This window comes from Bradyrhizobium sp. HKCCYLS20291 (assembly GCF_051167715.1).
Lineage (GTDB): Bacteria > Pseudomonadota > Alphaproteobacteria > Rhizobiales > Xanthobacteraceae > Bradyrhizobium.
The window spans coordinates 56,259-77,613 of record NZ_JBNPTO010000015.1; the positions used below are offsets into that span (position 1 = coordinate 56,259).

23 protein-coding genes, 1 tRNA gene and 2 pseudogenes are annotated in these 21,355 nt (G+C 65.7%); 5 read left to right on the forward strand and 21 right to left on the reverse strand.

Translation table 11 applies throughout. The annotated features are described in order from the left end of the window. Positions 1-3: 3 nt before the first annotated feature. From ACQR07_RS27450 to ACQR07_RS27475, 6 genes are all read right to left on the reverse strand, one after another. Positions 4-456: an Lrp/AsnC family transcriptional regulator gene (locus ACQR07_RS27450; RefSeq protein WP_434905229.1), complete on the reverse strand. Its 453-nt coding sequence runs from the start codon at positions 454-456 to the stop codon at positions 4-6. Further along, complete coding sequence (ahbB, locus tag ACQR07_RS27455) at positions 456-1,439, reverse strand: siroheme decarboxylase subunit beta (protein WP_434905230.1); 984 nt, start codon at positions 1,437-1,439, stop codon at positions 456-458. The genes ACQR07_RS27450 and ahbB overlap by 1 nt, the downstream gene beginning before the upstream one ends. After that, positions 1,436-2,599 carry a cytochrome D1 domain-containing protein gene (locus tag ACQR07_RS27460; RefSeq protein WP_434905231.1) on the reverse strand — a complete coding sequence of 388 codons (1,164 nt, stop codon included), beginning with the start codon at positions 2,597-2,599 and terminating at the stop codon, positions 1,436-1,438. Before ACQR07_RS27460 ends, ahbB begins: the two co-directional genes overlap by 4 nt. Before the next feature lie 8 nt (positions 2,600-2,607). Continuing rightward, positions 2,608-2,946 carry a c-type cytochrome gene (locus ACQR07_RS27465; protein ID WP_434905232.1) on the reverse strand — a complete coding sequence of 113 codons (339 nt, stop codon included), beginning with the start codon at positions 2,944-2,946 and terminating at the stop codon, positions 2,608-2,610. Then, on the reverse strand, positions 2,909-3,688 hold the full coding sequence (cobA, locus tag ACQR07_RS27470; protein ID WP_434905233.1) for a uroporphyrinogen-III C-methyltransferase: 780 nt from the start codon (positions 3,686-3,688) through the stop codon (positions 2,909-2,911). The genes ACQR07_RS27465 and cobA overlap by 38 nt, the downstream gene beginning before the upstream one ends. Before the next feature lie 87 nt (positions 3,689-3,775). After that, on the reverse strand, positions 3,776-5,557 hold the full coding sequence (locus tag ACQR07_RS27475; protein WP_434905234.1) for a cytochrome D1 domain-containing protein: 1,782 nt from the start codon (positions 5,555-5,557) through the stop codon (positions 3,776-3,778). A gap of 131 nt (positions 5,558-5,688) precedes the next feature. Between ACQR07_RS27475 and ACQR07_RS27480 the strand changes: the two genes are divergently transcribed. Together ACQR07_RS27480 and ACQR07_RS27485 are read left to right on the forward strand one after the other, a co-directional pair. Beyond that, positions 5,689-7,809, forward strand: a complete 2,121-nt coding sequence (locus ACQR07_RS27480) for a 4Fe-4S binding protein (RefSeq protein ID WP_434905235.1) — start codon at positions 5,689-5,691, stop codon at positions 7,807-7,809. Next, positions 7,806-8,810, forward strand: a complete 1,005-nt coding sequence (locus tag ACQR07_RS27485) for an FAD:protein FMN transferase (RefSeq protein ID WP_434905236.1) — start codon at positions 7,806-7,808, stop codon at positions 8,808-8,810. Before ACQR07_RS27480 ends, ACQR07_RS27485 begins: the two co-directional genes overlap by 4 nt. A 25-nt stretch (positions 8,811-8,835) precedes the next feature. On the opposite strand, the gene ACQR07_RS27490 is transcribed toward ACQR07_RS27485, so the two are convergent. From ACQR07_RS27490 to ACQR07_RS27530, 9 genes are read right to left on the reverse strand one after another with little or no spacing between them, the layout of a single operon-like run. After that, complete coding sequence (locus tag ACQR07_RS27490; RefSeq protein WP_434905237.1) at positions 8,836-9,225, reverse strand: c-type cytochrome; 390 nt, start codon at positions 9,223-9,225, stop codon at positions 8,836-8,838. A gap of 46 nt (positions 9,226-9,271) precedes the next feature. Further along, the gene (locus tag ACQR07_RS27495; RefSeq protein WP_434905238.1) at positions 9,272-9,670 is read right to left on the reverse strand and encodes a bacteriohemerythrin; all 399 of its coding nucleotides are present in this window, start codon (positions 9,668-9,670) and stop codon (positions 9,272-9,274) included. Positions 9,671-9,680: 10 nt separating this feature from the next. Then, the gene (locus tag ACQR07_RS27500) at positions 9,681-10,184 is read right to left on the reverse strand and encodes a hypothetical protein (RefSeq protein ID WP_434905239.1); all 504 of its coding nucleotides are present in this window, start codon (positions 10,182-10,184) and stop codon (positions 9,681-9,683) included. Further along, positions 10,181-11,770: a cytochrome b N-terminal domain-containing protein gene (locus ACQR07_RS27505; RefSeq protein ID WP_434905240.1), complete on the reverse strand. Its 1,590-nt coding sequence runs from the start codon at positions 11,768-11,770 to the stop codon at positions 10,181-10,183. Before ACQR07_RS27505 ends, ACQR07_RS27500 begins: the two co-directional genes overlap by 4 nt. Then, positions 11,767-12,600 (reverse strand): SCO family protein, encoded by an 834-nt coding sequence (locus ACQR07_RS27510; RefSeq protein ID WP_434905241.1) that lies wholly within the window; start codon positions 12,598-12,600, stop codon positions 11,767-11,769. Before ACQR07_RS27510 ends, ACQR07_RS27505 begins: the two co-directional genes overlap by 4 nt. Then, entirely contained in the window at positions 12,597-13,466 is an 870-nt protein-coding gene (gene cyoE, locus ACQR07_RS27515; protein ID WP_434905242.1) for a heme o synthase, read from the reverse strand. Before cyoE ends, ACQR07_RS27510 begins: the two co-directional genes overlap by 4 nt. 26 nt (positions 13,467-13,492) lie before the next feature. Further along, positions 13,493-15,214 carry a cbb3-type cytochrome c oxidase subunit I gene (locus tag ACQR07_RS27520; RefSeq protein ID WP_434905243.1) on the reverse strand — a complete coding sequence of 574 codons (1,722 nt, stop codon included), beginning with the start codon at positions 15,212-15,214 and terminating at the stop codon, positions 13,493-13,495. A gap of 3 nt (positions 15,215-15,217) precedes the next feature. Continuing rightward, entirely contained in the window at positions 15,218-15,808 is a 591-nt protein-coding gene (locus ACQR07_RS27525; RefSeq protein WP_434905244.1) for a hypothetical protein, read from the reverse strand. Between the two features lie 59 nt (positions 15,809-15,867). Then, positions 15,868-16,044: a hypothetical protein gene (locus tag ACQR07_RS27530; RefSeq protein WP_434905245.1), complete on the reverse strand. Its 177-nt coding sequence runs from the start codon at positions 16,042-16,044 to the stop codon at positions 15,868-15,870. Between the two features lie 110 nt (positions 16,045-16,154). Here ACQR07_RS27530 and ACQR07_RS27535 point away from each other — a divergent pair, with 110 nt between their 5' ends. Beyond that, a complete protein-coding gene (locus ACQR07_RS27535) occupies positions 16,155-16,604 on the forward strand; it encodes a hypothetical protein (protein ID WP_434905246.1) in 450 nt (149 codons plus the stop codon). Here the strand turns inward: ACQR07_RS27535 and ACQR07_RS27540 are convergent. Then, positions 16,594-17,385: a Crp/Fnr family transcriptional regulator gene (locus ACQR07_RS27540; RefSeq protein ID WP_434905247.1), complete on the reverse strand. Its 792-nt coding sequence runs from the start codon at positions 17,383-17,385 to the stop codon at positions 16,594-16,596. The two genes, ACQR07_RS27535 and ACQR07_RS27540, sit on opposite strands and share 11 nt — an antisense overlap. A gap of 62 nt (positions 17,386-17,447) precedes the next feature. Beyond that, positions 17,448-17,660 (reverse strand): DUF1858 domain-containing protein, encoded by a 213-nt coding sequence (locus ACQR07_RS27545; protein ID WP_434905248.1) that lies wholly within the window; start codon positions 17,658-17,660, stop codon positions 17,448-17,450. 88 nt (positions 17,661-17,748) lie between these two features. Between ACQR07_RS27545 and ACQR07_RS27550 the strand changes: the two genes are divergently transcribed. Then, positions 17,749-17,994: a hypothetical protein gene (locus ACQR07_RS27550; RefSeq protein WP_434905249.1), complete on the forward strand. Its 246-nt coding sequence runs from the start codon at positions 17,749-17,751 to the stop codon at positions 17,992-17,994. Between the two features lie 114 nt (positions 17,995-18,108). Here ACQR07_RS27550 and ACQR07_RS27555 read toward each other — a convergent pair whose 3' ends face one another. Both ACQR07_RS27555 and ACQR07_RS27560 read right to left on the reverse strand, forming a co-directional pair. Then, positions 18,109-18,351 (reverse strand): conjugal transfer protein TraD, encoded by a 243-nt coding sequence (locus tag ACQR07_RS27555; RefSeq protein ID WP_434905250.1) that lies wholly within the window; start codon positions 18,349-18,351, stop codon positions 18,109-18,111. A gap of 1 nt (position 18,352) precedes the next feature. Beyond that, positions 18,353-18,678 (reverse strand): annotated as a pseudogene (locus ACQR07_RS27560) (conjugal transfer protein TraD). Between the two features lie 171 nt (positions 18,679-18,849). Between ACQR07_RS27560 and mobQ the strand changes: the two are divergent. Beyond that, positions 18,850-19,960 (forward strand): annotated as a pseudogene (gene mobQ, locus ACQR07_RS27565) (MobQ family relaxase); the annotation flags it as partial. A gap of 174 nt (positions 19,961-20,134) precedes the next feature. On the opposite strand, the gene ACQR07_RS27570 reads toward mobQ, so the two are convergent. After that, positions 20,135-20,211, reverse strand: a tRNA-His gene (locus ACQR07_RS27570). Between the two features lie 251 nt (positions 20,212-20,462). After that, positions 20,463-20,897, reverse strand: coding sequence for a phasin (locus tag ACQR07_RS27575; protein ID WP_434865812.1), 435 nt, complete (start codon positions 20,895-20,897; stop codon positions 20,463-20,465). Between the last annotated feature and the right edge of the window lie 458 nt (positions 20,898-21,355).

Below are 21,355 nucleotides of genomic sequence, written 5' to 3' on the forward strand. Positions count from 1 at the left end.
GGCTTACACCTCCACCCGGAAGCCGACGAAGAATTCCCTCCGCTTCGGCATCGGGTGCACTTTCAAGCCGGTCTCGCGCTCGATCTCGGCCACGACCATTTCGATCCGCGCCGGATCCTCGGAGGACACCACGAACCACATGTTGAGTGCGTGATCACGCTGGTAGTTGTGGGCGACCTCAGGATGAGCGTTGACCTGCTCGGCCACCGCATCGAACCGATCCGGCGGCACGGCGATCGCAGCGAGGCAGACGGCGCCGCCGAGTTCCTCGGCGTTCCACAGCGGCCCGAAACGGCTCAACTGCCCCGCCGCGATCAGCTGGCCGACGCCGTCGATCAGTTCGTCCTCGGTGAGTCCGAGCACGGCGCCGGCGTCGCGGAACGGCCGCGACGTCAGCGGAAAGCCGCCCTGCAGGCCGTTGACGATGACGCGTCCCGTCGGGTCCACGAACTTCATCAGCTCGCCTCCTTCAGCTCGGCGAAAACAGCGCCGCGCTGCTTGAAGCAGCGGGTCGAGAACAGCACGTCGTGCGGCAGCAGCCCGGTGTCGGCCTGCAGCGCGAGATCGTCGAGCACCGCATACGCCTCATCGCGAGACTTCGCATGCACCATGCAGAACAGATTGTAGCGCCACAGCGGCAGTCGCCGCGGCCGCTGATAGCACAGGGTCACGCGCGGATGACGCGCAAACACGTCGGCGACGGCGTCGACCATGTCGTCCGGCACGTCCCACACCGCCATCGCGTTGGCGCGGTAGCCGAGCTTGTCATGACGCACGACGCAGCCGAACCGGGTGACGACGCCGGCGGCGATCAGATGCTCCAGCCGGCCGATCACACAGGCTTCGTCGAGGCCGAGCGCCTCGGCGACGGCCCGATAGGGCGTCTCGACCAGCGGCAAGCCGTCCTGGATCGCGGCGAGAATCATGCTGTCGGCTGCAGCGGGAGCGTAGCCGATCGCGCCGGACTGCGAGCGCGATTGCGGCGCTTCGCGGCTAAGCGAGAAGCCGAGCCCGAGATGATAGGCGCGCAGCATCGGCAGATCGAGCACGGCAAGCCCGGTCTGCGCGGCGATGCTGCGCATCGCAGAGCGAACCGCATCCGCATTGGCTCCGGCCAGCACGAACCACAGGTTCAGATCGTGCGTGCGCTCGTAATTGTGCGTGACCAGCGGCTGCCGGCTGACCAGCGCGGCGACCTCCTCGAACCGCTCCGCAGGCACCTGCATCGCCGCCAGCGTCGAGGCGCCGAGCGTGTTCGGCCGCACCACGGCGCCGATCCGCGAGATCACCTCGCGCGCATGCATGGCGCGGAAGATGCCGATCGTCTCGGTCTGGTTCAGCGCCGCACTGCGTCCGACGACTTCGAACGGCCGCTCCACTAGCGGAAAATTATGCTGCCAGCGATCGATCAGGGCGAGCTCGGTCGGGTTCGGCATCATTGTCCAATCCTCGTCGCGCGCACGGTGAAGAAAATCCCCGACGGCTTCTGCGCCGGGATCTCGGCCTTCTTGGCAAACGTCGTGGCGTCGTACACGTCGACCCGGTCGGCATCGCGCACGGAGACCCAGACCTCGTTGCCGCGTGGCGTGAATTCCATGTGCAGCACGGCCGGTCCCGGCGCGAAGCGATGCACGATCTGCAGCGACTGCGTGTCGACGATGTCGATGGTGTCGTTGCGCGGATGAGCGAAGTTGACCCAGACGTAGCGGCCGTCGGGCCGCGCCACCGCGAACACCGGCTGGCCATGCGTGGCGATGCGGCCGACCTGCTTGAAGTCGCGCAGATCCACCGCGAGCAGCTCGTGATGGCCGACCGCCGGCAGCAGCAGCCGGTCACCGACGGCGGCCCAGCCTTCGAGATGCGGCATCTTGTAGACCGGCAGCGGCTCCTCGCCCTTGCCGTAGCCATTGAGGATGCGCTCAGCCTTGAGCGGCGTCTGCCAGGTATCGACATGAACGACGCCGTCCTCGCCGAACAAGCCGGCGAGATAGTGCCGGCCATCCGGCGTGACGTTGCCGTCATAGGGCAGCTTGCCGATTCCGGCGAGCTTGGTGATCCGCGGCGCCTTGGCGTCGGTGAGATCGGCGATCCAGATCTCGCCGGCGTCATACAGCGACCACGCGAAGCGCCGCCCCGGCAGGTCGACGAGACCGAGCGCCTTCGACGATTTGCCGTCGGCGCCGGTGGCGGGAATGTCGATGACCGGATCGAGCGTCGTCGCGTCGAACACGCGTACCCCGCCCGGCTCGTAGTTCGAGACCGCGATCAGCGCACCATCGTCGGAGATGGCGCCGCCGATCGCATTGCCAGCCTGCACGATGCGCTTCGCGATCGAGACCGTCAGCAGGTCGACCTTGGTCAGCCCGCCGTCGCGGCCGAACACGTAGGCGAAGCGCTGGTCCGGCGAGAACACGACCGAGGCATGCGAGAGATCGCCGAGCCCTTCGACACGGCCGATCGTCGCGCGCTGGCTGGTATCGACGACCAGCACCGAGCCGGTGGCGCGCTCGATGACGACGCCGAGGTCGCCGGTGCCGCGCAACTCGGCGGCCTGCGCCAGCAGCGGCATCATGCAGAGCAGCGCAAGCCACAGCTTCATTCCGAACCTCATGGCAGATTGCCCTCCTGCAGCCGCGCGACGATCCAGCGCGCATCCGCCTCGCTGATCAGTGGCCGCCAGGGCGGCATCGGCGTGCCCGGCACACCGTCGAGCACGATGCTGATGAGTTGCTCGCGGTTCCAGGCGCGCAGATTGTCCGGTGTCAACGGCTTGCCGAGCCCGCCTTTCAAGGTCAGCCCATGGCAGGAGCCGCAGTCCTGCCGCACCAGATTGGCGAGCTTGGCAGGGTCGGGCGAGACCTCACCCGCGCAAGCGGCAGTCGTCGCCACGATCCACAGGCCGATGGCGCTAGGCCACGACCGAGATGGCGCCGACATCGATCTCATGATTTTGCTCACTTCGCTGCAAGGCCAAGCCGGCGACCCGGCCGATGATGAACAGCACGGGCCCGGTGAAGGCTGCCTCGCGCGTGACTGCCGCGAGCGCATCCAGGCGCGTGCATATTCGCCGCTCCTGCGCGGTCGTTCCTTGACACACCGCAAGCACCGGCAACGATCCCGGCAGACCGCGCGCCATCAGGTTGCGCGTGATCTCCTCGACATTGGCGAGACCCATGTAGACGACCAGCGTCGTCTCCGGATCGGCGAGACTGTCCCAGTCGAGATCGAGCGGCTCATCGGCCTTGCGATGTCCCGTCACATAGCGGACGCCGGTGGCGAGCCCGCGATGGGTCAAGGGAACGCGCGCCGCGGCTGCGCAGCCCTGCGCTGCCGTGATGCCTGGAATCACTTCGTAGGGAATGCCGGCGGCGGCGAGCTCGGCGGCTTCTTCCGAACCGCGGCCGAAGATGAAGGGATCGCCGCCCTTCAGGCGGACGACGGTGCGCCCGGCGCGGCCAAGCTTGACAATGATGTCGTTGATCTCGCGCTGCGGCACCGGATGCGAGCCCGCCCGCTTGCCGACATTGATGCGGGCGACGCCGTCGCCGATGGTAGCGAGAATGCCGTCGGGCACCAGACGGTCATAGACCACGACATCGGCTGCGGCGATCGCGCGCACGGCCTTGACCGTCAGGAGTTCGGGATCACCAGGGCCTGCTCCGACCAGATAGACCTTCCCCATCGACATCGTGCGTGCTCCAGCGATTTCCAAAGTCCTGCCGAGGTCGATGGCGCGGCGACGTCGCCGCCGCGCCATCGGGCTTCGCATCAACGATCAGTAGACGTCGTTTCGCGTGTTGAAGACGTTGAACTTTCCGGTCGGCGTGACCAGCCGCTTGTCGCGGATCACCGTCTTCATCGTCAGCGTCTTGTCGTCGACCACCACGATCGCCGATTCCTGCGCCTTGTTGTTCCACACCGAGAACCAGATCTCGCTGCCCTCCTTGTTGAACTCGCCCTGGACCACGCGACGAGCGCCTTCGGAGATGCCCGACCATTGGCCGATCGGCAGCACCTTGTACTCAGGCTTCTCCTTGGCGAGATCCTTGATCTTGAACACCGCGACCGAGGAGGAAATCTCGGCGTCGGTATTCAGCGGAGTATCGATGTAGATGTTCTCCGACTTCGGGTGCGTCTTGATGAACAGCGAGCCGCCGCCCTGGCCGTCGACCGTCTGCACCACCTTCCAGGCGTTGTCCTTGTGCTTCTCCGGATCGGAGCCGATGAAGGAGATGGTCTCGCTGCCGAGATGGCTGGTGGCCCAGACCGGTCCGAACTTCGGATGCTCGAAATTCGCGCCGCGGCCGGGATGCGGCGTCTGCCCGCCCGACTCCAGCACCTTGACCAGCTTGTCCTCCTTGGTGTCGATGATCGCGATCCGATGCCGCGCATTCGCCGCCACGAAGAAATAGCGCCCGGTCTTGTCGAAGCCGCCATCGTGCAGGAAGCGCTCCGCCTCGATCGCGGTCACCTTCAGGTTCTTGATGTCCTTGTAGTTGACCAGCAGGGTCTGCCCGGTCTCCTTGATGTTGACCACGAACTCCGGATTGTAGTGCGAGGCCACGATCGAGGCGACCCGCGGCTCCGGATGGAATTCCTGCGTGTCGTAGGTCATGCCGCGGGTCGAGACCACCTTGAGCGGCTCGAGCGTCGCGCCGTCCATCAGCACGTATTGCGGCGGCCAATAGGCACCGGCGATGGCGTATTTGTCCTCATAGCCCTTGAACTTCGAGGTCTCGACCGAGCGCGCCTCGGTGCCGATCTTGAGCTCCGCGACGGTCTGCGGCGGGTCCATCCACAGATCGACCAGATTGAGCTTGGAGTCGCGGCCGACCGTGTAGAGGTAGCGGCCCGACGCCGACATGCGCGAGATGTGCACGGCGTAGCCGGTCTGCAGGATCAACTCGATCTTCTTGGTCGTACCATCGATCAGCGCGACCTCGCCGGCATCGCGCAGCGTCACCGCGAACAGGTTGTCGATGTCCAGCTTGTTCAGCTGCTTGGTCGGCCGCTGTGCAACCGGAACGATGACCTTCCAGCTGTCCTTCATCTCCTTGAGGCCGAACTCGGGCGGCTGCGCCGCATCGTTGAGCAGATAACGCGCCATCAGCGCGACCTCGGTCTCCGAAAGCTGGCCAGACGTGCCCCAATTCGGCATGCCGCCCGGCGAACCGTAGGTGATGAAGTCGCGGAGATAGTCGAAGCCGAGCTTCTTGGTCAGGTCGGGCGTCAAAGCCTTGCCGGTCGCGCCCTTGCGCAGCACACCATGGCAGCCGGCGCAACGTTCGAAATAGATCCGGTTGGCCTGATCGAACTCCGCCTTGCTCAGCACCGGGTCGCCCGGCTTGGTGCCCGGCTGCTCGGTCGGTTTCGAGCCCAGCACGTCCAGGCTGGGCTGATACTGTCCGCCCGGCGACGTCTTGTGTTGTTGAACATCCGCCGGCTTCGGCGCCGTCGGTTGAGCTTGCGCGTTGGCCGCGGTCGCTCCCAGAAGTGCTCCACCAAGGACGGCTGCGCCGCCCATCAGCATTGCATGCAGAAAAGCGCGATAGCGCATTCGATCGTCTCCCAGCACATGGATCAGTCGTAGCCTTATGCCAGTTGCGCGATGCGGCGCCTTAACCGTCGTCAATCACATGCTTGACCTATCTCAATGCGCGTGCGCGCGATGGCGGCCTGATCCCGCGCATGACAAAGCTCATCGGCGGCGCAGCGCCTCACGCATTGCGGCATGTCCTGACCATCGTCGCCATCGCGATCGGCGCGATGATGGGACCGGCGCGCGCTGCGGAACTTCAGGTCGCGGCACAGTTCTTCCCGGCGTCACCGCCGGCGATCGTCGCGCCGGCAAAGGGCACACCGCCGGCCGCGGACGTGAGAACATCGGACGGCCGGCTGCTGGGCTACGCGTTCTCGACGCTCGATGTATCAGGCTCGGTCGGCTATGCCGGGCGGCCGCTCGACATCGTCGCGGCCGTGACCACCGACGGCATCGTGACCGGTGCACTGATCGTGGCCCATGAGGAGCCGATCCTGGTGATCGGGATTCCGAAGGATGCGCTGGCCGCCTATGTCGCCGGTTTTGCCGGCTTCGACGTGCGGCCGGGCGCCGCGCTGAAGCCGGCCGATGACCTCTCGCGCGGCCCGCATGCGGTGGCCGGCGCAACCATCACCTCGACGGTGATCCGCGACGCGATCCTGCGGTCGGCGCGCGCCGTGCTGCGCAGCCGTGCCGCATCGCCCCACGATGCGCCGCGGCTCGACCGCGAGACGCTGCGGCGGCTGTCCTGGCGGGGCTTGCTTACGGAAGGCGCCGTGCAGCGGCGGCTCGTGTCGCGAGGCGAAGCCGCAACGCTGCTCCGCACCCAGGACGCCGAGCCGGACAAGCCGTTCATCGACCTGTGGCTCGCGCTGGTGACGCCGCCGCCGATCGGCGAGAGCCTGCTCGGTCAGCGCGGCTATGAGAGCGAGATGGCCAGGATCGGCGCCGAGGACGACCTGATCCTGCTCGGCGCATCGGGCCTGTATTCCTTCAAGGGCACGGCATGGCGCCAGACCGGAACGTTCGAGCGAATCGAACTGGTCCAGGGCAGCCGGACGTTTGCCCTCAAGGCCGCCGATCATTCCGCCGTGGAGTCGCTGCATGCGGCGGGCGCGCCCGAGCTGCGCGAGATCGCGGTGTTCCGAATCGCGCACGCCAGCGGCTTCGATGCCACGCGGCCGTTCCGGCTCGATCTCGACCTCGGCGCGTCAGCATCGAGCGGCCCCGCAATCGTGTCGGTCGACTATCGCATCCCGGACCGCTACCTGATCGCGCCCCCCCCTCCTCCTCCCGTCACGTCGGCGGCCCCGCCGAGCGCACAGGTGTCGAGCGCCGTCTGGCAGGACATCTGGTGGAGTCGCCGCTACGAGATCGGCGTCCTCAGCGCCATGTTGCTCGCACTGGCCGCGCTGCTGGTCTTGCAGGATACGGTCACGGCACACGGCCAATTCTACTATCGTCTGCGCGCCGGCTTTCTGCTGCTCACCTTCGTCTTCCTCGGCTTGATCGCCAACGCGCAGCTCTCGGTCGTGAACGTGCTCACCTTCGTTCACGCCCTCCTGTCGGGATTCCGCTGGGAACTGTTCCTGCTCGATCCCCTGGTGTTCCTGCTGTGGAGCTTCGTCGCCATCAGCATGCTGTTCTGGGGACGCGGCGTGTTCTGCGGCTGGCTGTGCCCGTTCGGCTCGCTGCAGGAGCTCTCGAACCATCTCGCCCGCCGCATCGGAGTCAAGCAGATCGAGCTGCCGTTCGGACTGCACGAACGGATGTGGATGATCAAATATATCGGCTTCGTCGCCATCCTCGCCATCTCCTTCCGGTCGATCCTGGCCGCGTTCACGGTGGCCGAGATCGAGCCGTTCAAGACCACGATCACCATGAAGCTGATGCGCGAATGGCCGTTCGTGGTCTATGCGCTCAGCCTGCTCGGCGCCGGACTTTTCATCGAACGCTTCTACTGCCGCTACCTCTGCCCGCTCGGCGCTGCGCTGGCGATTCCGGCGCGCATCCGCATGTTCGAATGGCTGAAGCGCTATCGCGAATGCGGCGGCGAATGCCATGTCTGCGCCCGGCGCTGCACCGTCCAGGCGATTCATCCGCTGGGCCAGATCAATCCCAACGAGTGCATCTACTGCCTCAAATGCCAGGCCAACTACTTCGATCAGGACATCTGCCTGCATCTGAAGAAGCGCGCGCAGCGCCGTCAGCCGCTGCCGCAGGCCAAGCCGGCGACAGCAGCGCAGCCGAGCCAGGGAGCGACCTCATGACAAACACGCGACCCACACGACGACGCGCCATCAGGATCCTGGCGGGCGCTGCCTGCGCAGCGACCGCCGGCCCGGCCGCGCGGCCCGCCCGCGCCGATTTCGCCTGGCACGGTATCGCCATGGGCGCCGACGCGACAATCCTGTTCAGCGAAGTCGGCGATAGCGAGGCCCGCAGCACCTGCCGTCTCGTCGAATCCGAGATCGACCGGCTCGAAGGAGCCCTCAGCCTGTTTCGATCGGACTCCGAGCTCAGCGTTCTCAATCGTGCCAGCGTTCTGCATGCGCCGAGCGGCGATCTGCGGCGCGCGATCGGACTTGCGCTGCAGGTCGCCGCGGCGACGCGCGGGTTGTTCGATCCGACCGTGCAGCCGTTGTGGGAGGCTCATGTCGACTGGTTCGCGCGTCATCCGGACGGCGGTCTGCCTCCAGAGGAGGTCATCGCTCAGGCCCGCAGCGCGGTCGACTGGAGACGGGTCCGCCAGGACGACGGCACCATCCGGCTCGGAGACGGTCAGCGCCTGACGTTGAACGGGCTTGGCCAGGGTTACGTCACCGACCGGATCGCCCAGCTGCTCATGGCGCGCGGCTTCGAGAATGTGCTCGTCGACCTCGGCGAGCAGCGGGCGCTGGGGCCGCAACGCGACGGATCGCCGTGGCTGGTGAGCCGAAGCCCATCCGCGCCGCTCACGCTCGGCGGCGGCGCTCTGGCGACATCGGAGGGCATCGGCTGCGTGCTCGGCGCGCACGGCGCCGCGCACCACCTGTTCGACCCCCGCACCGGCCGCAGTGCGCCGCATTGGCGACGCGTGACCGTGCATCATCCCTCGGCCGCGATTGCCGACGCACTCTCGACCGCGTTCTTCATCGCAGCGTCGCGTGAAGAACTCGTGGTCGCCTCGCAGGCATTTCCGGACGCGTCGATCTGGGTGCTGGATGCCGCAAGCCAGGAACATCACTGGCCGTGTGCGACCGGCGGCGCGGGGCCGCCGGCGCGCATCTAGGAACACGGCCTTCGGCAGCGCAGCGCTATTTCGTCTTGCCGTCCGCGTCGTACTGCTGAAGATAGGCCCACAGCGCCTTGGCCTCGGCCTCGTTCTTGATGCCGGCGAAGGTCATCTTCGTGCCCGGGATCTTGGCCTTGGGATCCTTGATGTAGTCGAGGAAGCTCTCCTCGTTCCAGGTCACGCCGGACGCCTTGTTGGCGTCGGAATAATTATAGCCCGCGACTGTACCCGACTTGCGGCCGTCGAGGCCGTTGAGCACCGGACCGACCTTGTTCTTTCCGGTCGGCCCGACATCGTGGCAGGGGCCACACTTCTTGAAAGACGTCGCGCCTGCTGCAAGGTCCTGCGCATATGCAGGGCCTGCGATGCTCGCGGCGCAGGTCAGGCCGATCATGATCACTCGCTTCATCATCTTTTTTTCTCCGGGGTGAATGCAATCGAGAACGTCGTGTTCAGTGTCAGTGCGGACCGAACGCGTGGTGCAGGCGCGCGTCGTGGGTCTCGAAATGGCGCGAGAACCAGGCATCGAGCCGTCTGGCCAGTTCTGCAGCGTCGAAGCGATCTTCGCCTTCGACATCGTCCATGATGTCCCTGATCTCGTCGAGCAGCCGCTCATGGTCGGCCTTGTGCTGCGCCAGATGATCGTAGTTGCGCTCGCGCATCAGCCGTTCCTCCAACGCGAAATGGCTGGAAATCGCCCTGAACAGTTCGCCGAAGAAGCCGATCATCGCCTGCCTGTCGCCCTGCGCGACCGCGGCATCGTAGAGGCGATTGATCAGCGCGATCAGGTCCTGATGCTCATGATCGACCGCGGCGATGCCGACGCTGTAGCGCGCTTCCCAGTGCAGCAGGCTCATGATCTCCTCCTCACCGGAACACGAAGCCGCCGGCCTCGGACCGGTAGTCCACGACGAGCAGTTGTCCCGGAGCCATCGCGACGGTCTCGCGGCGCTCGTGATCGAAGCCGTCCGCCCGCGACGTATCGCGCATGCGCACCGCGACATCATGACTCCCCGACGTCATGACGAAGCGCTGGTAGACGCGAGACGGACCGTCCCCGGCAATTCCGGTCGGAGCGAGCTCGGCCCGGTAGAGGGCGCGGCCGTCGACATCGAGTTCGACCTGAACCGGCCGGCGCCCGCGCGGGCAATCCTGCACCCGGCGCATGTTCGGCGGCAGCCTGGCGATCTCCTCCGCGGTCAGGCGCCGGCACTCGCCACGCCGATCGGCGCCATGTACGAAGGTCAGGAGCAGCACGCCCGAACCGTCGGGCAGCGTTCGCCAGGCCGGCGCTGCGGACAGCCACGCCGCCGCAGCCATCACAGCCAGCACCACCAGGAATCGGCCGACATGGCGCGCAGCCGAAATCATGTGCCGCTCCCGTGCACGACATCCTTCCGGGTCTCGGCGCGCGACGGCGCACTCACCGGCAACGGCGACCGTAAGGGCTTCGGCGGCAGCACCCGCAGCCGATCTGCGAAGGCCTCAAGGTCGGCCTCGACCTGCGCCGCTGAGGCCGACGAGGCCCAGATCGTCGCGATGCGCTCACGCGGCACGCGGGCGCGCAGATAGGGATCGCGCTGTGCAGCGAACCGCTGCTCGGTCCATCTGACGCCGAGCCGGTTGTAGCAGGCGCTCTCGGCGCAGCCCGCAACGAGCACGCCGTCGGCAAGGTCCCGGCTCAGGATGAAATCGATCAGCGACGGCGGCGCCATCGCGACGCAGGGCAGAACGACGGCGCCATCACGATCGCCTGCACCGCCATGCTTGCAGGCGAGAACGATGACGCGCGCGGGACCGTGAAGACTTCCCGCGACATCGAGCACACGCTCGCGCAGCATTTTAAGCGAATAGTCCGGCAGATCGATCCCGGTCACGAGCTCCTCGGAGCGGCGGAACGGCGTCGAGGATGGACATGCGCCCATGCAGATCCCGCAGGCGACGCACAGCGACGGATCGACCCGCGCCTCCGTCGGGAACGGCAGACCGTCGCTGCGGCCGACCATCCTGATCGCTTCATATGGACAATCTTCGGCACAGCGGGCGCAACCATTGCAATGGGCGAGGTCGACCTGCGCCGCGCGCGCCCGGCGCAGCGGCGGCAGCCAGGGCATCAGCGCGACCATCAGCGAGAACGCGCCGAGCACGGCCCAGACCGATCCGTAGCTCCAGACATTGCTCAGCGGATAGAGCGGCAGGTACAGCCAGTCGATGCCGATTCCGTCGGGGACCCTGACGAGATCGGCCTGTCCCTGCGACGTGGCCGGGTTGGCGATGGCGACGATGAGCAGCGCGATCAGCGACATCAGGGCCAGCGCCCGCGGCGGGTTCACCTTGGGTCGCGAGATGCGCAGGATGTGCACCCACATGATGAACAGCAGGAACAGCGGCACCGCCACATGCATGAACACCATCAGCGAGAAGAAGCGGCTCGTCAGCGTCCCCGTCGACACGAAGTTGCGCGCGATCGGCTCCCCGAAGATCGGCAGCCAGTCCAGCAGCTCCGACGATACGATCGCGACATATTGCGCCAGCCGGTCCCACACCAGCCAGTAGCCGGTGATCCCCGACACATACAGCAGCCAGATGATCGGCAGCCCGGTGAACCAGGAGAACCAGCGGACGCTGCGATAGCGGTCATAGGCGAACTCACGCAGCAGGTGCATGACCGCCGTCACCACCATGAGGTCGGACGCGTAGCGGTGAAAGCTGCGCATCACACCGGCGTGCAGCCAATGATCCCGGGTGATGCTCTCGACCGACTGATAGGCGCGTTCGATGCCGGTGTCGAAGAAGATGAACAGATAGATGCCGCTGACCGCAACGATCCAGAACAGGAAGAACCCGAGCGCGCCGAGTTGCGCCAGCGGATTGAGCCCGGCCCCGAACAGGCGCTCGAACGGCAATTCGATCGTCGCAAAGGATCGTTGAAGCGTTCGGCGGAGCAGACTGTTCACGACGCTCCTCGCGGTCCCTTCCCGGCGCCAGTCAGCCGCGCCGAGCGCAGCCATTCACGCGCGATCAGTCCTGCCATGACGACGAGAGACAGCGCGCCCATCGTGCCGCCCAGCACAAGTCCGTAGTCGATGCGGTACCGCCGCAGACCGGGATCGTAGGCCGTGCAGATGAACCTGATCCGGTCGGCGATGCCGGCGAACGAAAACGAATTCGCGGTGCCGAACACCACGTCCTTCATCGGCTCCATGAACATCGGCAGCGGAAACTCGTCGCCATAGACGTGGCGGTACACCTTGCCATCCCGATCGACGATGGTGGTCTGCGCCGGATGATCGAAGCCGCCCGCGGCGGCGCGAAAGCTGAAGCCAAGATCGTCCAGCAAGGCCGCGATCGTCGCGGAGCTACCCGAGGCCAGCCGCCAGTTCGGCAGCTTGATTCCCTGTGTGGCCGCAAATTGCGCGAGATGCGCCGGCGTATCGTTGCGCGCATCGAAGCCGACCGTGAGCACGGCGAAACGGTCGGGTCCAAACACCCGCCCTGCTTCGGTGACCGCATCGATCATGTGCTGCGTCGTCGCCGGACAGACCGAGCTGCACGACGTATAGACGAGGCTGATCACCAGCGGCTTGCCGCGATAGTCGCGCAACGCGAGCGGCTTGCCGGCGGCATCGATCAGAACATGGTCGCCGATGGTCCGGCCGATCGCCTGCCGGCCCTGCGCCATCACGCTGGACGGGTCCAGCGCGTCACGCTCCGCCGCCGACGCTCGCGCCCCCACGAATGCCAGCGCGACCGCGAGCAGCGCTGCGGTGCCGGACCATCGTCTCATGTCAGCATCCCGGCGACGCTCGACAGCAGCGCTCCGCCGACGAGCAACGACAGCTGGATCAGCGAGGCCAGGAAGTTCCTGATCGCGTTAGCCTTGGACGGCTCGCGGTAGAGCCGGACGCTGCACCAGACGAAGTAGCCGCCACCGGATGCGGCGCCGGCGCTGTAGATGAGGCCGGCACCGAACCACGCCGGAATCAGCGATGCCACCGCCAGCAGCACGGCGTAGCCCAGGATCGCCCGCGTCCACGCACGCGCCGGAACCACGACCGGCAGCATCGGCACGGAGGCCCGCGCGTAGTCGTCTCCCTTGGCGGCCGCGAGGCTCCAGAAATGCGGCGGCGTCCACAGGAACAGCACCACCGCCAGCACCGTCGGAATCACCTGAGGCGACGGATCGACGGCGGCGGCGCCCGCCAGCACCGCGAAGCTGCCGGCGAGCCCGCCGACGACGATGTTCCAGGTCGAGCGCCGCTTCAACCACACCGTATAGACGATGCCGTAGGTGAACGCGCCGAGGAACACGTAGCCGGCGGCGACATGGCCTGCCGACAAGGATGCCAGCGCAAGAGACACGGCGAGCAGCGCCAGGAATCCCACCGGCCACCACGCACTGGCCTTGAAGCGGCCGCTGGCGAACGGCCGCGCGCGGGTCCGCTGCATCAGGCGATCGAGATCGCGCTCGTAGTAATGGTTGAACGCGCCAGCCGCGCCCGATGCACCCAGGACGGCTATGATCAGGCCCGCGATCTGCCACGCGCCAGGCGCAGGACCATGAGCCACGGCGGCGCCCGCGATCGCGCTCGCGGCGATCGCGACACCGATCCTCAACTTCAGCAGCGAGATCGCCATGGTGACCGCGCGCATCGCGTTTCTCCTCCGCGTCGTGGCCGTCAGCGGAACAGCCAGAGCTCCGACAGATATTTCCAGTTGATGAAGTAGTAGAGGACGAACGAGACGAAGAAGATCGCGACCAGGATCACGGTGCCGGTCAGCTTCGGCGCCCGCTCGCTGCCGTAGTGCGAGGCCACCGCGCCGCCGCCGGCGAACAGCGGGAAGGTCAGCTTGTGGCCGCCGGCGATCTTCTCGCCGAACAGCACCGTCCCGACGACGATGAGCACGAACAGGGCGCCGCCGAGCGCGGCTATGACCGCGAAGATGCCGTTGAGCCCCATCATCAGGAACGCGCCGGCGGAATAGGCGAACGACAGGTTGGCGTCGCTGAAGGTGATGTCCCAGTGCCGCCGCGCCACGCCGAGCGTGCCGGCGCCCATCATGAACAGCGAGATGCCGGCCGCCCCGATGCCGAACAGATAGGGCTGCAAGCGGGCGAGCTTCGGCCAGATGATCTCGCGCTGGAAGATCAGCGGCAGCACCAGATAGGTCGCGGCCATGAAGGCGAGCGTGGTGCCGGCGACGACCGTTCCGTGGAAATGGCCGGGAACGTAGATCGTATTGTGCATGAGCACGTTGAGCTGCTCGGTGCCGAGCACGACGCCGGAGATGCCGCCGATGAAGCCGAAGAACACCAGCGACAGGAACATGCCGGAGAACCCGGGGTGGCCCCATGGCGCCTTGCGCAGCCACTCGAACGCGCCGTGATCATAGCCGTTGCGACGCTGCGCCGCCTCGATCGCACCGGGCACGGTCAGTCCGTGCACCATCGAGCCCATCACCGCCAGATACATCATGTAGCTGGTATTGACGATCTTCCAGCTCGCATCGAGGCCCGGCTCCGCCAGCAGATGGTGCGCTGACGCGAGCTGCAGGAACAGGATGTACATCAGGAAGGCGGTGCGGCTGACCTTCTCGCTCAGCGGCTTGGCGCCGACCAGCAGCGCCGCCGTCAAGTACCACAGCGACACGTGGGCCGAGACGTTGATCTGCTGCGACGAGTGGCCCATCGCCCACCACACCACCTTGTACATCAGGGGGTCGATGTCGGAGATCAGGCCCAGCGACCACAGCCAGGTCGGGATCAGGATGATCGCGCCGGAGGCGATGGTGAATACCGCGATGATCGCGGCCGTGAGCGCCCCGAAGGTCACCAGCGGGATCGAGCCCTCATAGGTGCGCTCCTCGCGCGCGATCACGAGCGTCGCGAAGAAGATGCCGCAGCCGATCAGTGCGCCGACCGCGAACAGGATGATGCCGAGATAGAAATGCGGCTTGGCCTGCATCGGCGGATAGGAGGTGAACATCACGCTGGAGTCGCCCTGCAGTACCGCGACGTTCGTCGCCAGCGCGCCGACCACCATCAGGACGAAGCCGAGCCAGGCGAGCTTCGGCGTCGCCAGCCGGCAGTTGAGCAGGATTGCGGAAGCGAAATAGAGAATGGCCATCTCGAAGAAGATGATCCAGAACAGCAGCACATTGGCGCCGTGCCCGGTCAGGATCAGATAGAACCAGTCGGCAGGCAGCAGGTGCACGGCCGGCCAGCGCGTCAGCGCCACCAGCAGGCCCATGATGCCCCCGATGGCCAGAAACACCACGGCCGCCACGGCGTTCGCCTTGATCAGCGCCTGTGCGGCGGTATCGACCTTCAGCCCGGTATATTGGCAGGTGCGGAATTCGGCCCCGGTGGGCACCGCGCCGATGACGGTTTCAGCGGTCATGATTCATCTCCCCTGAGCCGGCCGCGATGCGGCATCCATGGATCCGGCTTCCGCCTTCTTCTGATCGACGACGTAGATCTTGCCGGTCATGGTGTGGTGGCCGATGCCGCAGAATTCGTTGCAGACGATGCCGAACTGGCCGCTGTCGGTCGGCGTCAGCGACAGCACGTGCTCGTAGCCGGGATGAACCTGGATGTTGATGTTGGTCGGTTGCAGCGAGAAGCCGTGCTGCCAGTCGAGCGACGACAGATGGATGCGGTAGCTGACGCCGCGCTCCAGCTCGAGCACCGGCCACCATTGCCAGAGCCGCCCGAGCAGATAGACGTCGCCGCCCGGCGGCGGCTTGACCACCGGAACGCCCTGCTCCTCGCGCACCTGGTACTTCCTGGCGAAGGACTCGACCTTCTCCTCATAGGCCGACGGCGCGATGCGATAGGCCTCCTTGCTGAGGTTCTGCTGGCCGATGAAGTGCCAGGCGATCATGAACACGAACATGAACAGCCCCCACAGGAAGGCGACGACGATCCAGGCCAGCTCGACCTTTTCGATCGGCTCGTTCCACCAGATGCGTCGTTCGGGCGGTGTCACAGCCATGGCGGTTCTCCTTGCATGTGTGCGCCGGCCTCCGGACGAGCCGGACGCCGGTGGCTGCGTCATTTCGCGAGGGGGATCGAGGCGACTTCCATCACGCCCCAGATGATGTAGAGGACGGCGGGCAGCGTCACGCCGAGGAACAACAACAAGAATGGATTGTCGAGAATGCGCTGCATCGCCGGCACGCGCTTGCCGTCATCGTCATGCTGCGCGCCGTCGCCGGTGCCTGTTGCCATCGGACGATTCCTTGTCGTGAGCGTTCAGCAAAAATGCCTCTTCGTTGAGCTTGCATCCTTGACCGCGGTTAAGGCAGTGCACCGCAACGCGCGAAATAATCGCGGGCATGATGACGGGCTCTTCAACCGACGCGCCGGTGCCGTCGCGCGCACTGCAGCGCGCGGCGCTGCTGGCGCTGGCCGGTGCCGTGCTGTTCGGCTTCGTGACGATCACGCCGCGTCCGTCGACGCCGCCGCAGCAGGTGATGCTGCTCTATGTCGGCGCCGATGACTGCGCCCCCTGCCGCGCCTGGCGCAGCAGCAGGGATGCCGCCTCGATCGGCTCCGGAGCATTCACGGGTCTCACATATCGAGAGGTGCGGTCGGCCCATCTCGCCGAGATTCTGAGCGACGACAACTGGTCGGAGGACCTGCGGCCCTATCGCGACCGGCTCAAGCGCAGCGACGGCGTTCCGCTGTGGCTCGTGATCGCCGAACGCCAGGTGCTCGCCCAGGGCTTCGGCGACACCGCATGGCGCACCCGGATCATGCCGCTGCTGCGCACCCTGCTCACACCCTGATCGACTTGCTGCTCGAACTGGCCACCGGTTTCGCCTCGAGGCCTTGCCGCAGCGGCGGTTCGCGCAAACGCGCCTCGCCGTCGCGCGGTCCGATGCGATCGCAGAGCACCAGCCGCCGCAGCCGGGCGATATCCTCGACCCGCACCTTCGACGCCTGCACGTCGACACCGATGCGGCGCAGCTTGGCGAACACCCGCGACAACGACTCCGGCTTGAGCCCGAGATAGCCGGCGATCAGCGACTTGTCGTAGGGCAGCGCGATGGTGCAGGCGCCGTTGACACAAGGCGCGAGGGCGGCGATGAAATCGGCGACGCGCTGCGTCGCGCTGAACACCGTGAGCTGTTCGACGCGCTGCGAGAGGCTCTGCAGTTGCTGCGCCGAGGCCGTCATCATCGCCACAGCCAATGCAGGCGTCTGGCGGACGCAGTGGACGACGTGGTCGGCCGGGATGAACAGGATGCGCGCCGCCGAGACGACGCCGGCCGATGCCGCATGGATGCCGCCGGCGAAGGTCACCGCATCGGCCAGGCAGTCATCGTGTGTCAGGACGTTGAGCACCGCCTCGTCGCCGGTCGGCGTCACGCGGTACAGCTTCACCCAGCCGCTCAAGATCACGAACACGGCGATGGCAGGTTCGCCCTGCCTAAACAGTGTCTTGCCATGACGAAAATTCAAGACGCTCGCCTCTGCGAGCAGCGTCCGCAGCGTGTCCGGTGCGAGCGCGCGGAAGACCGGCATCTTCGCCACGATCTCCAGATCGGCCTGTGACGGCATCGTCATGCTACGTCCCCCCTCGCATCGCGGCCAGCCTTTTGGCTTGCCGTAGGTCTCGACGGCGATACTCACCTCGGCGCGTGGCCTTCGCCGGCGGCGTCCCTTAGCGCCGCCATGAACAGGCGAGGATCGACGCCGTGCTCCCGGCATGCATCCTCCACGCTGTGGAAACAGGCGATGGGACATCCCACGCAACGCATATTGAAAGCCAGGAACACGCCGATCGTGCGCGGGTACGATCGCATCACCTCGTCCACCAAGTCCGCGAATTCGATCGCCATCGGAAGCCCGTCCTCAGTTGGGAACACGCTACCATCCCCTGACGTGCGCCTGTTTGTCGGAGCGCAACTTCGGCGCGCTTGTCGGACGATGAAGAACACCAGCCCGATCCTCGTCGAGGCCGCCGACCGCATGATCAAGCTGGTGGTCGCCGCTGGATTGCCGGAGCGCCGACGAGCGCTGCCGCCCTGGCCCATCGCCGGCTTAAGCTCACATCGGGCGGCCGCCAATTGCGCGGCCCGGATACTGGCAATCCAGCGGGGAGAGTTTCAGCGCTTGCTACGAGACGCGAGAGTCGACCGGATGAAGCGTTGGCGGAGCATCCGGTCTGCGTGATCGGCTGACGGCCAACGGCGATGATCCTCTGCGCAGACGTGACGGCTTATGGTTTCGGCCAGCGTGGTGACGACCTATTCTGGCATCCGGAGAAGGACGAGGTGCCCGACCACTTTAGTCGTTCTTGTCGTGTGTCGCAGACTCCGCCTCGAACGCTTGCTTCCCCTTTGCCACCCAAAGCGCTTGCGCCTGTTCGCGCTGATAGCCTTTGAGCTTGTCGGCGATCCAAAGCAACGCGCCAAAAATGGTGACGCGATCATCATTGGTCAGGTCCACAACACGAGCTTTGACGACAAGACCACCCAATTCGATGAGATGCCGCGTGCGCTTGCGGCGCTCGAGCTGCCACGTGCGCATGTCATGTCGCGCCCTTGCGGCTTGATACCGATTGCGCGCCGATTGGTTGCGCCGGAGCGCCATCCATGTTGCGGTCAGTTGCTGGAGCATTTCGCCGCGACCGGCTTTGAAAAAACGCAGCCCCTCGCCGGGCCCATGCCTCCCTCCTTCCGGCCTCCTTCGTCTCGGCCAGCAGGATCAGCGCGCCGGCCAATTCATCGGCACTGAGAGCGTCCGCCCGCGTAGCGATAACGAGCTCGCCGAGCTGCCGCACCTTGCGATTTTCAGCCCGCGCGCCTTGTCTTCGAGTGCCTTCAGGTCCGCATCAAAGTCCCTTGGTTTGCGCATTGTCTTCTCCATGAATGCCGATGGAGAAATGATAGCTGGGCGACCGGCACAAGGCCGCAGGGTCGTCGGGACATCCTGGGACGCGGTAATCCCTCCCGAGATTTTTTCGAGGGAGGGCGCGCTTATACGTCGTTCCGACGTCCGCTTCGCTGTGCCAGTGATTGGATCGCGATGGCGATCTATCATCTTCACGTCAAGGTCATTGGCCGGAAGGCCGGGAGCAGCACGGTGGCATCGGCGGCTTACCGCTCGGGCTCGCGGCTTCGCGATGAGCGTCTCGGCCGTGATCAGGATTTTTCTGGAAAGCGCGGCGTCGTCCATTCCGAGGTGATGCTGCCGGAGAATGCGCCGGAGGCCTGGAGCGACCGCGAGCGGCTCTGGAACGATGTCGAAGTGTCCGAGGTCCGCAAGGACGCGCAGCTGGCCCGCGAGGTCGAGTTCGCCCTTCCGCGTGAGTTGAGCGAGGCGCAGGGAATCGAGCTGGCTCGGGACTTCGTTCGCGGCGAATTCGTCGGTGTGGGTATGATTGCTGATCTGAATGTGCATTGGGACCGGGCCGACGACGGCATGCCCAAGCCCCACGCCCATGTGATGCTCACCATGCGCGCGGTCAACGAGAACGGCTTTGGCCGGAAGGTCCGGGCCTGGAATCGCACGGAGCTGGTCGAGCGCTGGCGCGGACGCTGGGCGAAGATTGCCAACGAGCGGCTAGCCGAGCTCGACATCGACGCGCGGATCGACCATCGCAGTTTCGAAGCCCAGGGCATCGCGCTGGAGCCGCAAAGCCAGATCGGCGCACCCGCCAAACGGATTAAGGTTCGGAGCATCGCAGGCGAACGGTTTGAGGCCGACCGCGCCGAGATGCACCGCGAGATCGCGCACAACAATGGCGCGCGGATCATTGCCGATCCCTCCCTTGGACTGGACGCGATTACCCAGCAGCAATCGACGTTCACACGCCGCGACCTGGCCAAGTTCGCGCACCGGTACAGCGACGGGCTCGACCAGTTCAATGAGGTGGTGGCCGCAATGCAGGGAGCGCCCGATCTGGTCGAACTCGGCAAGGACGCCCGCGGCGAGGATCGGTTCACCACCCGCGGGATGATTGAAGCGGAACAGCGCCTGCACCGTGCCGCTAAAATGATGGCGGAACGGGAGCGCCATGAGGTGCGAGATGCGCAGCGCAGGGCAGCTTTGGCGCGTGCGGAAGCGCGCGGCTTGATGCTTTCGCCCGAGCAGGCTGAAGCAGTGGCGCATGTCACGAACAGACGCGATCTCGGCCTTCGGAGCTTTTGGGTCGCCGAACGGAGCGGTACTGCGAAGCGCAGCATATCACGTGTCCGCAAAATTCTTCGACGGACTTAGCCACCGGAATGCTTCGCTCGCTTGTGGTTGCTAGATGGTAGCTAGCCCGAACAGACGATGAGCCGGATCTTGCCTACGTCATTGATTTAATTGGTACAGTTGGGTGGGCTCGAACCACCGACCTCCTGTTCCACAGACAGGCGCTCTAACCAACTGAGCTACAACTGCATCCGTCGGGGGATCGCCCGCGGGGGGCGTCCGAACGGGGCGGAAACTAGGTGCAACGGGCGAATTTGGCAAGGCCGGGATCGGATAAAGTCGACCGTCTCACCGGCGATTTTTGCCCGCCTTTCTAAGCTTTTCCGCCATCTGCCCGGAATGCGGGCTCCAAAAGGATCGAGCCCGGACGCGATGCGCCGGGCCCGTGATTCGCAAGCGTCGCCCCTGGCACCCTCAGAGGGTGCCAGGCGGCGCCACAATCAGGCCGCCGGCTTGAACAGCTTGGTGGCGCTTTCCTTGATCGGTTCGACGGTCTCGGTCGCGACCTTCTGGCCGAGCTCACCGAGCTCCTTGGCCTGAACCGTGAACGTCTCGAACTGCTTGCGGGCGAAGCCCGTCCACAGCTCCATCGCCTGCGTCGGCGACTTCACGCTGAACAGCTCCTGGGCGAAGTCCAGCGAGGACGTCGTGTTGGCCTTCATGAACTCCATGACCTTGGACGAGTAGGCGCCGGCGCCCTTACTGGCATTGGCGAAGAAGGCTTCGATCGCCGAATTGTGGGTCTCGGCAGCGTCCTTGAACCTGGCGTAGTTCTCGCGGGCCTGCGAGACGCCCTTCTCGGCGAACGCACGCACCTGTTCGGGAACCTCGAACGGAATGATCGATGCGGAGAAAGGATCGGTGGCATTGGTCATGGCATGCATCCTTGGAAACAATTGAGACTGGACCCGCCCGGCATCGGAAGGTCGCTTCGGAGTCACGCAGAGGAACCGCCCCTGGGAGGTAACAACCTCGCGTAGAGCTATATCGTGTCGTTTTTGTGCAACGCAACGGAAAATCCGACATCAGGACGTCTTTGTCGCAACCGGCCGGTTCGCTCGGGCGCACGGCGCGTGAAGAGCGGGTTTCCCCTTCCAGAAAAGCCGCGGCAGATCCGAGCCGGTTCAGCTCATCTGCTGGCGGGTGACGTGCCCGCGCTCCGTGCCCTCTTCGGGCCGAAAACGAGCGCGGCGGGAACACATTAAGGTTATCCAAGCTTTAGCAGGACGGGACCGGGCCCCGGCCGTGGACCTCGGCCCTGAAATCGCGCGATAGTAACGAATTATTAACGCTGCCACTTCCGGGCACCGATCACGAGAGCCGTCACCTTCGC